The sequence below is a fragment of the Burkholderia sp. 8Y genome (genome assembly GCF_902506145.1).
Lineage (GTDB): Bacteria > Pseudomonadota > Gammaproteobacteria > Burkholderiales > Burkholderiaceae > Caballeronia.
In genome coordinates this window covers 2,010,278-2,023,055 of record NZ_LR733520.1, presented here as the reverse complement: position 1 = coordinate 2,023,055, position 12,778 = coordinate 2,010,278, and the positions used below count along the sequence as shown (strand labels likewise).

Here is a 12,778-nt window from a genome sequence, read left to right as displayed (position 1 = left end):
CGTTTAGTCAGCCGGTCCGGGTCAGACTTTCGCGTAGGCCGGCCGCCCGTTGACGCTGGCATCGCCGAAATAGCGATGCACCGACAAGTCGTCCGAGCGGATCGCAGGCTGTCTGCCGGACATGAGGTCAGCGAGCAGTTGGCCCGAGCCGCACGACATCGTCCAGCCGAGCGTGCCGTGGCCGGTGTTCAGAAAGAGGTTCGGCACCGGCGTGCGGCCGACGATCGGCGTGCCATCCGGCGTCATCGGGCGCAAGCCTGTCCAGAAGCTCGCGCTCGCGGTATCGCCGCCGCCGGGGAAGAGGTCGTTCACGCACATTTCCAGCGTCTCGCGGCGCGCCTGCTTCAGCGACTTGTCATAGCCGACGATTTCCGCCATGCCGCCGACGCGAATGCGGTCGTCGAAGCGCGTGATCGCGATTTTGTACGTTTCGTCGAGCACAGTCGAAACCGGCGCGCGCTCCGCGTCCACGATCGGCGCGGTGATCGAATAGCCCTTCAGCGGATAAACGGGAATCTTGAGCAGATCGCCGAGCAGCTTGGGCGAGTACGAACCCAGCGCAACAACATACGAATCCGCCTTGACCAGCTCGGTGCCGCATTGCACGCCGGCGATGCGGCCATTGCTCACGCGCAGCGCATCGATAGGCGTGTTGTAGCGGAACTTGACGCCGAGCGATTCGGCCATCGCGGCCAGGCGCGTGGTAAACAACTGGCAGTCGCCGGTTTCGTCGTTAGGCAGGCGCAAACCGCCCGTCAGCTTGTGCGACACGGCGGCGAGCGCGGGCTCGGCCTTCGCCAGTTCCGCCGCCGACAGAAGCTCGAACGGCACGTTGGCTTCCTTCAGCACGGCGATGTCTTTCGCGGCGCCGTCGAGTTGCTGCTGCGTGCGGAACACCTGGAGCGTGCCACCCGTGCGGCCTTCGTACTCGATGCCCGTGTCGGCGCGCAGCGCCTGCAGGCAATCGCGGCTGTATTCAGCGAGGCGCACCATGCGGCCCTTGTTCACCGTATAGCGATCCTGCGTGCAATTGCGCAGCATCTGCCACATCCACTGAAGCTGACTCACCGTGCCGTCGAGGCGAATGGCGAGCGGCGCGTGCTTTTCGAACATCCATTTGACGGCCTTGAGCGGCACGCCCGGCGCGGCCCACGGCGACGCGTATCCGGGCGAAATCTGCCCCGCGTTGGCGAAACTGGTTTCGAGCGCGGGGCCGGCTTCGCGCTCGATGACCGTGACTTCGTGCCCGGCGCGGGCGAGGTAATACGCGCTCGTCACGCCAACGACGCCGCTTCCGAGAATAACGATTCGCATGTGATCTCCGTTTCCGATCCGACTGGACATTCACGAATCGCGCTGGCTTGCGACGGATTGTCCGGCTAGTGTTATCGCCTATACTATTGGCTCGAAGGCAGTTTTAGTTATTGTATTTCGTGAATTTTCAGGAACAAAACAATGAGAACGCAGCGAAATCCGCTTCGCACGCTCGATAAGCTCGATCACAAAATCCTGAACATTCTTCAGCAGGACGGCCGCATCGCGATGAAGGATCTAGCGGAGCGCGTCGGCCTGTCGGTGACGCCGTGCATCGAGCGCGTGAGGCGCATGGAACGCGACGGCGTCATTACCGGCTACTACGCGCGCGTGAGCCCGTCGCAGCTTGGCGCGGCGCTGCTCGTGTTCGTGGAAATCACGCTGGATCACAAAAGCGGCAACATGTTCGACCAGTTCCGGCGCGAGGTTCAGCGCATTCCTGAAGTGCTCGAATGCCATCTGGTTTCCGGCGATTTCGACTATCTGATCAAGGCGCGCATTGGCGAAATGGCGGACTACCGCAAGCTGCTCGGTGACATCCTTTTACAGTTGCCGGGAGCGGTGCAGTCGAAGAGCTACGTCGTGATGGAGGAAATTAAAGAGACGCTGACCATCCCGGTCGACGTGTGAAATTTTGCTTGCGGTCGCGGCCTGATACTGTATATTTATACAGTATTGAGAGACGTATATCCGTGACTGCAATGCCCACGCCGGACGATGAATTTCCTGTCGCGCCGCCTTCGCCGCTGAAGGGCCGGGGCGCTGTGTCGAACATTCAGGGACGCTACGAGAAGGACGAACGCGAGCGAGTGGACGACGGCTGGTCGCACGAAACGGCCGAAGAAGACGGCTCGCCGCCGCTGCGCACGCAGGTCTTCGAGGAGCGCGCGAAGAGCATCCTCACGCGCAACAACTCGCCGGACATTCCGTTCACCGTCTCGCTGAACCCGTATCGCGGTTGCGAGCACGGCTGCATCTACTGCTTCGCGCGCCCGACGCACAGCTATCTCGGGCTGTCGCCGGGGCTCGATTTCGAAAGCCGCATCTACGCGAAGATCAACGCGGGAGAACTGCTCGAGCGTGAGCTTGCGAAGCCGAGTTATCAGCCCGATCCCATCGCGCTCGGCGTAAATACCGACGCGTATCAGCCCGTCGAGCGTGATCTGAAGCTCACGCGGCGCGTGATCGAGATTCTGCACGACTGCGGGCATCCGTTCGCGGCCATCACGAAGTCGTCGCTGATCGAACGCGATATCGATCTGCTCGCGCCTATGGCCGAGCGCAAGCAGTTCATGGCGGCCATCACCGTCACGACGCTCGACGCCGACATCGCGCGTACGCTGGAGCCGCGCGCCGCCACGCCTTCGCGCCGGCTGCGCACCATTCGCACGCTCGCGGACGCAGGCATTCCGGTCGGCGTCAGCATTGCGCCGGTCATTCCGTTCGTCACGGAACCGGACCTCGAACGTGTGCTGGAAGCGTGCGCCGAGGCCGGCGCGACGACGGCAAGCTATATCGTGCTGCGGCTGCCGTGGGAAGTCGCGCCGCTTTTCAAGGATTGGCTCGCTGCGCATTTTCCGGATCGCGCGGACCGCGTGATGAGCCGCGTGCGCGACATGCGCGGCGGCAAAGACTACGACTCGGATTTCGCGACGCGCATGAAGGGCGAGGGCTTGTGGGCGGATATGCTGAAACAGCGGTTTCGCCAGGCGACGAAGCGGCTCGGCCTGAACCTGCGCAATCGCGGCATTCTGGATATGTCGGAATTTCAGCGCCCGGCGAGCGTCAGGATTCAGCGGGGGGCGGTGTCTTCCGCTGGTGACCAACTGAATCTTTTCTGACGCGATTCCTCATTGCGACAACGTCTTGGCGGCTTCGACCTGGCCTTCGAAATACGTCTGGAACGTGAGCGCGAGGGCCGTCATCAGCAGGAACGCACCGATCAGCAGCGAGAAAATCACCACGAAGATTACCGTCCAGCCCGAGTTGCTCTGACGGTCCATGTGGGCGTTGAACTGTGCGTCCCACTTCGCATCGGGGCGCAGTCCGTAGACGATTGCCGAGAGAAATGCCGCGAGCAGCGATATGGCGCCCGGCACAGCGAGCATCCAGCCGAGCACAGACGTGCGATCCGTGGCGGCGAGCAGCAGATAGCCGACCGCGCCCATCACGATCCCGACGGTATGCGCCCAACCGTACTTGTCGCGCATGCCATACAGATAGAAGCGGTGCAAACCGATGCTGCCGAACAAAAACGCGAGCGCCGCAGTCAGCGTTTTCGAGCGAAAGTAGGGGGCAGCCGCCTTGCGCGCAGGCTTCGAGTCGGACTGCGCGGCAACGGACGAGGAAGTCATCGTGGAGAGCGGTGAGAAGGTCGAATTCGTCATTTTACGACGCGGCGCGCGGTGTCGACAGAATGCGACATTGGGGTCGCGGCGGCGCGAGAGGCCGCGCCTCGTCAGCAAAAAATGCGTTAAGTGTTTGTTAGGGCTTTGGATTCCCGTTATAATCGCGTGTTCTGGTAGTTCCGAACCCCGGTTTTCAAGGATTTCAGCATGGTCATCATCCGCTTGGCTCGTGGCGGCTCGAAGAAGCGCCCGTTCTACAACATCGTCGCAACCGATTCGCGTAGCCGCCGTGACGGCCGCTTTATCGAGCGCGTGGGTTTCTACAACCCGGTCGCCACCAAGGGCGAATCGCTGCGTATCGCTCAAGATCGCCTGACGTACTGGCAAGGCGTTGGCGCGCAACTGTCGCCGACCGTCGAGCGTCTCGTCAAGCAATCGCAGCAAGCTCAGCCGGCTGCTTAAGCTGTCATTGCTTTGTCGATCGAGTTGGCGGGTCACGCGTAAAGCGTGGCTGCCGCTTGGTCGCTCCATCATTGCCCAAAGGTTCGCTGATGTCCGCGCGTGATCCCCAAAACGGCCACGAGTCCGGTTCCGTCAGTCAACCGAAGCCGGGGCAACAGGAAGGCGCCGCCACGTTCGGCGCGTTCGTCCGCAAGCCGGGCGCGCGCCGCGTGGCGGCCGGCGTTTCTGCGCCAGGCAAGGCAGAAGGCGCGGTCGGAGGTATCGAGCCGGCAGAGCGTCTGCCGGAAGACGCCGTCGAAGTGGGCTTTATCGTCGATGCCTACGGCCTGAAGGGTTGGGTCAAGGTCGTGCCGCATGCCCACGGCAAGTCGGGCGGCGACGCGCTGCTCGCGGCCAAGCGGTGGTGGCTCGTCAAGAACCACGATCGCAAATTCGCGCGCTGTTTGCAGTCGAAGGTGCACGGAGATTCGATCGTCGCGAGTCTGTCGGGCTGCGACGACCGCGACGCCGCGCTGGCGCTGAAAGGGTACGCGGTGCATATTGCACGCAGCGACTTCCCGAAGCTCGACGACGAAGACGAGTTCTACTGGGTCGATCTGATCGGCCTCGATGTCGAAAACGAAGCGGGCGTGGCGCTCGGCCGCGTCGCCGACATGATCGACAACGGCGCGCATTCCATCCTGCGGGTCGAGTACCCGGCAACCAACAAGGATGGCCAGCCCGTCACCGGCGAGCGGCTCATTCCGTTCGTCGGCGTGTACGTGAAGACGGTGGATCGGGCGGCGAAGCGTATCGTCGTCGACTGGGACGCCGATTATTGACAGCCATCGGCAGAACACGGAGAGGGCGATGCAGTTCGATGTCGTGACGCTCTTTCCCGAGATGTTTCGCGCACTGACCGACTGGGGCATAACCAGCCGGGCGGTGAAGCAGGGGCGGTTCGGTCTGCGTACGTGGAATCCGCGCGATTTCACCACGGACAATTACCGCACTATCGACGACCGTCCGTACGGCGGCGGCCCCGGCATGGTCATGCTGGCGCGTCCGCTGGAAGACGCAATCGCCGCGGCCAGGACGGCGCAGCGCGAGCAGGGCATCGAGAACACGCGCGTCGTGATGATGTCGCCGCAAGGCGCAAAGCTCGACCATGATCGCGTGATGCGTTTCTCGCAGGAACCCGGCCTCGTGCTGTTGTGCGGCCGGTACGAAGCGATCGACCAGCGGTTGATCGATCGCGTGGTGGACGAGGAAGTGAGTCTCGGCGATTTCGTGCTCTCGGGCGGCGAATTGCCCGCCATGGCGCTGATGGACGCCGTCGTGCGCCACTTGCCCGGCGTGCTGAACGACGCGCAATCGGCGGTGCAGGACAGTTTCGTCGACGTATTGCTCGACTGCCCGCACTACACGCGGCCGGAGGAATACGAAGGCGTGCGCGTGCCGGATGTGCTGCTCGGCGGCCATCACAAGGAAATCGACGCGTGGCGCAGGCGCGAAGCGTTACGCAACACATTCGTCAAGCGGCCCGATCTGATCGCGCGGGCCCGCGCAAGCAAGATGCTGAGCCGTGCCGACGAGGCGTGGCTTGCAAGTCTCGCGAAGGATGCGTCGAAGCCGCAGTGAGGTTTCGAGCGACGAGCGGGACGAAAAGGGGGCGCTGAGTTACATCGGCGCCGGAAGTGAACCCATCCTCTACCGGGGCCTCATCACGAGAAGTCGAGGCACACAACTCCGGCAAGATGGCACAAGGAGTCAGTAATGAATCTGATTGAACAACTCGAGAAGGAAGAGATCGCGCGCGTGCTGGGCGAGAAGGCCATCCCCGACTTCGGTCCGGGCGACACGGTCGTCGTCAACGTGAACGTCGTCGAAGGTACGCGCAAGCGCGTGCAGGCTTACGAAGGCGTCGTGATCGCAAAGCGCAATCGTGGCCTGAACTCGAACTTCATCGTCCGCAAGATTTCGTCGGGCGAAGGCGTCGAGCGTACGTTCCAGACCTACTCGCCGCTGCTCGCGAGCATCGTCGTGAAGCGTCGCGGTGACGTTCGTCGCGCGAAGCTGTACTACCTGCGCGAGCGTTCGGGCAAGTCGGCTCGAATCAAGGAAAAGCTGGTCTCGAAGGACCGTGCCGCTACCGCCGCCGAGTAAGCTCTCAGCTGCGCAGTCGCACCGGAAAAAGCACCCCTCGCGGGTGCTTTTTTCTTTGGTGTGTTCAAATCGTATCTTCCACATTCAGGCTTGAGACCGTGTCCACTGGCAAGACATCGACTCCGCGCATTCTCGAACCCGAACAGATGCCCGTCGTTTCGACGGGCGAAGCCATGCCGCCCATTCCGCCCGAGCGCCTCACGCCGGACGGCCTGCGCGCGCGCTTCGCGAAAGAACTCGACTGGACGCAGGAGCCGCCTGAGCAGCGCATCAAGGCGATCGGCGGTGATCCGCGTGTCGCTTCCGTGCTCGTGCCGCTCGTCTTGCGCGAGGGCGGTCTTACCGTGCTGCTGACGCAGCGCGCCGATCATCTCTCCGACCACGCCGGCCAGATCAGTTTCCCGGGCGGACGCCGCGAGCCCGAAGACGCCGATGCCGCCGCCACCGCGCTGCGCGAAGCGCGTGAGGAAGTCGGGCTCGGAGCGGAGCATTGCGAAGTCATCGGCGCGATGCCTGACTATCTGACCGGGACGGGTTTTCGCGTGACGCCGGTTGTCGCGCTCGTCTATCCGCCGTTCACGCTGCAAGCCGACACGAGCGAAGTCGCCGATATCTTCGAGGTGCCGCTCGCGTGGCTCATGAATCCGGCGAATCACGAAGTGCGCGTGTTTCGCTGGGAGGGCGGAGAGCGTCGTTTTTTCGCGATGCCGTACACGCCCTGCGAAGGCAAAGCCCCGTATTTCATCTGGGGCGCAACGGCCGGCATGTTGCGCAACTTCTATCGCTTTCTCGCTGCCCGATAGCCACGGCTCGCGACGCACGCCGCGACCGATCGTACAAAACGCACAAGGCGCTGTGCTATCGTTACGCGAAACTCGAATCAACCGACTGTTTCGGCGCTTCGCATGACTTTTTTCTCCGTATTGCTGGCTCTCATCATCGAGCAAGTGCGTGCCCTCTCGCCGCACAATCCTGTTTCGGCGTTGCTTCACTATCATGCGGAATCCACCGCGAATGGCTTCGACGCCGGCAAGCCGAAGCACGGCATTGTCGCGTGGCTCGTGGTCGTTTTGCCGTGGACGCTCGCGGTGGGCCTCGTCTACTACGTGCTGTACCGGATCAACTTCGTTCTGGCGTTTTTGTGGAATGTCGTGATCGTGTACTTCACGCTCGGCTTTCGCCAGTTCAGCCACTATTTCACCGACATCCACCTCGCGCTAAATAACGACGACGTGCCGCGCGCGCGCGAAGTGCTGACTGAGTGGACGGGCCTCGATACCGTCGATATGCCCGTGAGCGAGATCGTGCGGCACACGCTGGTTCACGCGGTGGTCGCGTCGCATCGGCACGTGTTCGGCGTGTTCTTCTGGTTCCTCATTCCGATCGGTCCGGCGGGCGCGGTGTTCTATCGCATCGCCGAATATCTGGCGCGTGCGTGGGCCGTGCCGAGCCCCGAGCGCACCGCGGAGTTCTCGTCGTTCGCGCAGCGCGCGTTTTTCGTGATCGACTGGATTCCGACGCGACTGACGGCCATGGGCTTCGCGATCGTCGGCAATTTCGAGGACGCCATCTACGCGTGGCGCAACCACGCGCGCCAGTGGCCGGACGCGAACGACGGCGTGCTGCTCGCTGCGGGCAGCGGCGCACTGGGCGCGCGTCTCGCGGGGCCGCTGGCCGAGCCGTTGAGCGTGGAAGCACTCGCCGTCGGCGACGCGAGCCCGCTTCCGGTCGGCGACGACTGCACGCCGCGCACGCTGCAATCGGCGGTCGGCCTCGTGTGGCGCGCCGTCATCTTGTGGATGCTGCTCTTGCTCATGCTCACCATCGCCGTATGGCTCGCCTGAGCGTCAGTCGTCGAGCGGATCGCGCTCCGTCTGACATTGCCAGCAGACGGTGAATTGCGGCTCCAGCCGTTCGCCGCAATGCTTGCAGAACCAGGGCCGGGCGTTCGCGTCCGGGCCTTTTTGCGCCCGCTCCAATAGACGGCGCGCCAATGCTTCGTCCCGATCGTCGACGATCCAGATCTCAGGCGCGCACTGATCCGCCGGAATCTCGCCCAATGCGCCGTTGAGATAACGGTTGTGCAGCTCACACGGCACGCCCGCAATCGCCAGCACATTGACCCAATGTTGTGCCGTGATCAGGTTGGGCGCCCACGTGAGCCGTTTCATCGCACGATCTGGCTGGCTTCGTGGACGAGCTGTGCGTAAAGCGCGTGCCGCTCGGGGCGAATCTTGCCGGCCTCGACGGCTTCGAGCACCGCGCACCCCGGCTCTTGCAGGTGATGGCAGTTGTAGAAGCGGCAGTGGCCGAGATAGGGGCGAAAGTCAGCGAACGCGCGCTCGAGCTGGCCTTCCGACAAGTGATGCAGGCCGAATTCCTGAAACCCCGGCGAATCGATCAGCGAGCCGCCGCCCGGCAGCGCGTAGAGCCGCGTGAACGTCGTGGTGTGACGGCCGCTATTGAGCGCCGACGATATTTCGCGCGTGGCGGCGTCCGCATCCGGCACGAGCAGATTCACGAGCGTCGATTTGCCCATGCCGGATTGCCCGAGCAGGATCGTCGCGCGATTCCGGAGATGTGCGTCCAGTTGAGGATGCACCTCGCCCGGCCGCGCCTTCGCCGATAGTTCGATCACCGTGTAACCCAGCGCCCGATACGGCGCGAGCCGTTCGCGCGCGAGCGGCAGCGCGTCCGTCACGTCCGTCTTGTTGAGCACGATGAGCGCATCGAGTTCGTGCGCTTCGGCCGCGATGAGCGCGCGCCCGAGCAGGTCTTCGCTGAAATGCGGCTCGGTGGCAAGCACGATCAGCAATTGATCCAGATTCGCCGCGAAGAGCTTCGACTTGAACTGATCGGAGCGATACAGCAGATTGCGCCGCTCGCCGATCTCGACGATCACGCCCTGATCCGCCGAAGACTGCTCGTACATCACGCGGTCGCCGACTGCCACGTCGCTCTTCTTCCCGCGTGGAAAGCATTGGAGCATCGCGCCGCCGTCCTCGGGCGTGACGAGATAGTGCCGGCCGTGCGCGGCGATCACCGTCCCCGTGAGGCGTGCGGCAGACGACGCGCCGCTCTTGCGCGTGGCGCGCGTCGTCATGCGGCGTGTTGCATCAAACGGTCGATGCGTTGCGAGGCGGGTGGATGCGAGTAATAGAACGCGGTATAGAGCGGATCGGGCGTGAGCGTCGAGGCGTTGTCCTCGTACAGCTTCACGAGCGCGTTGACGAGATCCTTCGGGTCGGTCTGGCTCGCGGCGAAAGCGTCCGCCTCGAACTCGTTCTTGCGCGATGTCAGGCTGCCAAGCGGCGTCACGAAGAACATGAACACGGGCAGCACGAGCATGAACAGCACGAGCGCGAGCCCGTTGTTGCCGCCGACGAGCGACGGCCGCACGCCCAGACCTTCGTAAAACCACACCGTCTGCACGAGCCAGCCGAGCAGGGCGAGCATCGCGAGGCTGATGACGAACATCACGATCATCAGCTTGAGCACATGGCGGCGCTTGAAGTGGCCGAGTTCATGCGCGAGCACCGCTTCGATTTCGCTGCCGGACAGCCGCGCGAGCAGGGTGTCGAAGAAGACGATGCGCTTGGCCGCGCCGAAGCCCGTGAAATAGGCGTTGCCGTGCGCGGACCGGCGGCTGCCGTCCATCACGAAAAGACCCTTGGCGGCGAAGCCCGTGCGCGACATCAGGTTTTCGATGCGCTCACGCAGCGCCTCGTCTTTGAGCGGCTCGAACTTGTTGAAGAGCGGCGCGATGAACGTCGGGTAGATGACCATGGCAAGCAATTGAAACGCGACCCAGACCATCCACGTCCACAGCCACCAGAAAGCGCCCGCGCGATCCATGAGCCACAGCGTCAGCAAGAGAAGCGGCGCGCCGATCACGACGCCCAGCAGCGTGCCCTTCACCAGGTCGACGAAAAAGAGCTTCTTCGACATGCGGTTGAAGCCAAATTTCTCTTCCACGACGAAGTGGCGAATGTAGTCGAACGGCAAGTCGATCAGGCTCGTGATGGCGACGACCGACGCCACCAGCGCAATCTGCCCGAGATAGCCGCGCCCGAGCGAGCCGGAGATGGCGTTGTCGAGCGCCTGCACGCCGCCGAGCAGCGTCAGCGCGATCAGCACGACGGCGCTCGTCACGACTTCGATCATCGTGAGGCGCGTGCGCTCGATCGTGTAGTCCGCGGCCCGCTGATGCGCCGCGAGCGGGATGGTGCCGGTGAACTGCGGCGGCACGTCGTCACGGTAGGCGGCGACGTGGCGGATCTGGCGCGAGGCCAGCCAGAGCTTGGTCGACACCATCGCGGCGAGCGCAACGACGAAGACGGCCGAGAAAGCGAGCGAGAGGTGGGTCATCCGGGCATTCCGATTGAACTATGCGAGAATTATAGGTTCTTGGCTGTGTCACCGTTGTCACATCATGCCACCGTCGATGGCTTCGGCCCGCGCCTCATTCTCTTCTCAGGCAGCATTCATGACCGACACTTCCGATCGTCCCGCAAGCTCTGACCTCGCCTCCGAATCCGTACTCGCGCGCAGCGACATGAACCTCGTCTGGCTCGACATGGAAATGACCGGCCTCGACCCGGACAACGACCGCATCATCGAAATCGCGGTGGTCGTGACGAACTCGACGCTCGACAAGATGGTGGAAGGGCCTGTGCTCGCCATCCACCAGACGGAGGAGGCGCTCGGACGCATGGACGAGTGGAACCGCAACACGCACGGCCGCTCGGGGCTGACCGAGCGCGTGAAGGCGTCAACGGTGGATGAAGCCGAAGCCACCCGGCAGATTCGCGACTTTCTCGGCCAGTACGTGCCGCCCGGCAAGTCGCCGATGTGCGGCAATTCCATCTGTCAGGACCGCCGGTTCATGGCGCGCTGGATGCCGGAACTGGAGACGTTCTTCCATTACCGCAATCTCGACGTCAGCACGCTGAAGGAGTTGTGCCGCCGCTGGCAGCCCGCCATCTACAAGGGCTTTCAGAAGCGGGCGATGCACACCGCGCTCGCCGACATCCACGAATCCATCGACGAGCTGAAGTACTACCGCGAGCACTTCCTGATTCCGTCGGCAGGAAGCAGCGCGGCTTAAACCTTCGGCGGCCGGATCGCGCTCTTGGGACGGAACGCGGCGACCACTTCCGGCTGCGTGTCGATATACGGCCCGCCGATCAGGTCGATGCAATACGGAACTGCCGCGAAGATGCCCGGCACCGTCGTCTTGCCGTCCGCGTCCTTCACGCCTTCAAGCGTCTCGCGGATCGACTTCGGCTGGCCCGGCAGGTTGATGATGAGCGCGGCGTGATCGGCGGTCTCGCGAATCACGGCGACTTGCCGCGAAAGAATGGCGGTCGGCACGAAGTTGAGGCTGATCTGGCGCATCTGCTCGCCGAAACCGGGCATGGGCTTCGTGGCGACGGCGAGCGTCGCTTCGGGTGTCACGTCGCGGCGGGCGGGGCCGGTGCCGCCGGTGGTCAACACGAGATCGCAGCCGAGCGTATCGACGAGTTCGATAAGCGTCGCCGAAATGGTGGCGGCATCGTCCTGAATCAGCCGCGTTTGTGCGCGCCACGGCGACGCCATCGCGCCGCCGAGCCACGCTTGCAGCGCGGGCAAGCCCTTGTCCTCGTACACGCCTTGCGACGCGCGATCGCTGATCGACACGAGTCCCACGATCAACTCGTCCGGATGGCTGCGCTCAGGCTTCATCGTGTCCGTCCTCGTCGTGTTCCTGCTCGTCGATGTCTTCGTCGTCTTCCACGCCCGCCGCGTTCTTGATCCACTGGAACAGCTCGCGGTAATAGCGCGGCGGCTTCTGCTGCTGCCGCTCCTTGCGTGCATTGCGAATGAGCGTGCGGCCTTCCTGCGGATCGACGCCCGGATGCTGGCGAATGAATTCGGTGAGCGCGGCGTCATCGGCGAGCAACTGTTCGCGTGCGCGTTCGATCCAGTGCAGCCGCGCGGTTTCCGCCTTGTTCACGCCGCGATGCGTGTCGAGCGCGGTGCGCAGCGCGGCGATGTCGCCTTCCGAGAGCGAGCGCATGACGCGCCCGACATACTGCATCTGGCGGCGCTTGCCCTCGTGGTCCGTGATGCGGCGCGCTTCGCGCACGGCGCTGTCGAGATCTTCGGGCATCGGCATGCGCTTGAGCGCATCCTTCGGCAGCGCGACGAGCGCCTCGCCGAGCTCTTGCAGTGCGTGCATTTCGCGCTTCAGTTGCGATTTGCTCGGGCGGTCGTAGACCTGATCGGGCGCGTCGCCGCGATCGGCTTCCATCGGTTGAATGCGGGTTTTACGGTTCATGGCGACATTGTAGCTTGCGCCCGCGCGTGAGCCGACGCGGTGGCGGCCGGTGAAGGCGCGCCGTCCTTGCTATGATCGCGTGAAGAGTCGGCGCGCGTTCGAGGCACCAACCGGCGCGACGACAGGCGCGACATTCATGGCACGCAGCGCGACGGGCGCTTGCGCGGTCAACAAACCCGAAGGCAACGAC

The 12,778-nt window shown here is 63.6% G+C and carries 16 protein-coding genes; 9 read left to right on the top strand and 7 right to left on the bottom strand.

The genetic code is table 11. The features are described from left to right. Positions 1-21 precede the first annotated feature (21 nt). The gene (locus GV035_RS20080; RefSeq protein WP_159836718.1) at positions 22-1,314 is read right to left on the bottom strand and encodes a D-amino acid dehydrogenase; all 1,293 of its coding nucleotides are present in this window, start codon (positions 1,312-1,314) and stop codon (positions 22-24) included. Between the two features lie 141 nt (positions 1,315-1,455). Between GV035_RS20080 and GV035_RS20075 the strand changes: the two genes are divergently transcribed. Together GV035_RS20075 and GV035_RS20070 are read left to right on the top strand one after the other, a co-directional pair. Further along, positions 1,456-1,944 (top strand): Lrp/AsnC ligand binding domain-containing protein, encoded by a 489-nt coding sequence (locus GV035_RS20075; protein WP_159836717.1) that lies wholly within the window; start codon positions 1,456-1,458, stop codon positions 1,942-1,944. A gap of 71 nt (positions 1,945-2,015) precedes the next feature. Further along, positions 2,016-3,155, top strand: coding sequence for a PA0069 family radical SAM protein (locus GV035_RS20070; RefSeq protein WP_159836716.1), 1,140 nt, complete (start codon positions 2,016-2,018; stop codon positions 3,153-3,155). A gap of 9 nt (positions 3,156-3,164) precedes the next feature. Here GV035_RS20070 and GV035_RS20065 read toward each other — a convergent pair whose 3' ends face one another. Beyond that, complete coding sequence (locus tag GV035_RS20065) at positions 3,165-3,668, bottom strand: hypothetical protein (protein ID WP_159838089.1); 504 nt, start codon at positions 3,666-3,668, stop codon at positions 3,165-3,167. 201 nt (positions 3,669-3,869) lie between these two features. Between GV035_RS20065 and rpsP the strand changes: the two genes are divergently transcribed. The 6 genes from rpsP to GV035_RS20035 all read left to right on the top strand — a co-directional run bounded on the left by rpsP (position 3,870) and on the right by GV035_RS20035 (position 8,113). Further along, positions 3,870-4,124, top strand: a complete 255-nt coding sequence (gene rpsP / locus GV035_RS20060; RefSeq protein ID WP_035925539.1) for a 30S ribosomal protein S16 — start codon at positions 3,870-3,872, stop codon at positions 4,122-4,124. A gap of 89 nt (positions 4,125-4,213) precedes the next feature. After that, on the top strand, positions 4,214-4,945 hold the full coding sequence (gene rimM, locus GV035_RS20055; protein WP_159836715.1) for a ribosome maturation factor RimM: 732 nt from the start codon (positions 4,214-4,216) through the stop codon (positions 4,943-4,945). Between the two features lie 28 nt (positions 4,946-4,973). Beyond that, positions 4,974-5,744, top strand: coding sequence for a tRNA (guanosine(37)-N1)-methyltransferase TrmD (gene trmD / locus GV035_RS20050; RefSeq protein WP_159836714.1), 771 nt, complete (start codon positions 4,974-4,976; stop codon positions 5,742-5,744). A 135-nt stretch (positions 5,745-5,879) separates the two neighbouring features. Further along, positions 5,880-6,269: a 50S ribosomal protein L19 gene (rplS, locus tag GV035_RS20045; protein WP_159836713.1), complete on the top strand. Its 390-nt coding sequence runs from the start codon at positions 5,880-5,882 to the stop codon at positions 6,267-6,269. Positions 6,270-6,415: 146 nt separating this feature from the next. Beyond that, a complete protein-coding gene (locus tag GV035_RS20040) occupies positions 6,416-7,072 on the top strand; it encodes a CoA pyrophosphatase (protein WP_159838087.1) in 657 nt (218 codons plus the stop codon). A 102-nt stretch (positions 7,073-7,174) separates the two neighbouring features. After that, positions 7,175-8,113, top strand: a complete 939-nt coding sequence (locus GV035_RS20035) for a CobD/CbiB family protein (RefSeq protein WP_159836712.1) — start codon at positions 7,175-7,177, stop codon at positions 8,111-8,113. A 3-nt stretch (positions 8,114-8,116) separates the two neighbouring features. Here the strand turns inward: GV035_RS20035 and GV035_RS20030 are convergent, their stop codons facing one another. The 3 genes from GV035_RS20030 to GV035_RS20020 are packed head-to-tail and all read right to left on the bottom strand — an operon-like array spanning position 8,117 to position 10,637. Beyond that, positions 8,117-8,440, bottom strand: a complete 324-nt coding sequence (locus GV035_RS20030; RefSeq protein WP_159836711.1) for a putative signal transducing protein — start codon at positions 8,438-8,440, stop codon at positions 8,117-8,119. Then, positions 8,437-9,372 carry a ribosome small subunit-dependent GTPase A gene (gene rsgA / locus GV035_RS20025; RefSeq protein ID WP_159836710.1) on the bottom strand — a complete coding sequence of 312 codons (936 nt, stop codon included), beginning with the start codon at positions 9,370-9,372 and terminating at the stop codon, positions 8,437-8,439. Before rsgA ends, GV035_RS20030 begins: the two co-directional genes overlap by 4 nt. Then, on the bottom strand, positions 9,369-10,637 hold the full coding sequence (locus GV035_RS20020) for a M48 family metallopeptidase (RefSeq protein WP_159836709.1): 1,269 nt from the start codon (positions 10,635-10,637) through the stop codon (positions 9,369-9,371). Before GV035_RS20020 ends, rsgA begins: the two co-directional genes overlap by 4 nt. Positions 10,638-10,755: 118 nt before the next feature. Here GV035_RS20020 and orn point away from each other — a divergent pair, with 118 nt between their 5' ends. After that, positions 10,756-11,376 (top strand): oligoribonuclease, encoded by a 621-nt coding sequence (gene orn / locus GV035_RS20015; protein WP_159836708.1) that lies wholly within the window; start codon positions 10,756-10,758, stop codon positions 11,374-11,376. Here orn and mog read toward each other — a convergent pair. Beyond that, entirely contained in the window at positions 11,373-11,993 is a 621-nt protein-coding gene (gene mog, locus GV035_RS20010; RefSeq protein WP_159836707.1) for a molybdopterin adenylyltransferase, read from the bottom strand. The genes orn and mog overlap by 4 nt on opposite strands. Then, positions 11,983-12,588: a ribosome biogenesis factor YjgA gene (gene yjgA, locus GV035_RS20005; RefSeq protein ID WP_159836706.1), complete on the bottom strand. Its 606-nt coding sequence runs from the start codon at positions 12,586-12,588 to the stop codon at positions 11,983-11,985. The genes mog and yjgA overlap by 11 nt, the downstream gene beginning before the upstream one ends. Between the last annotated feature and the right edge of the window lie 190 nt (positions 12,589-12,778).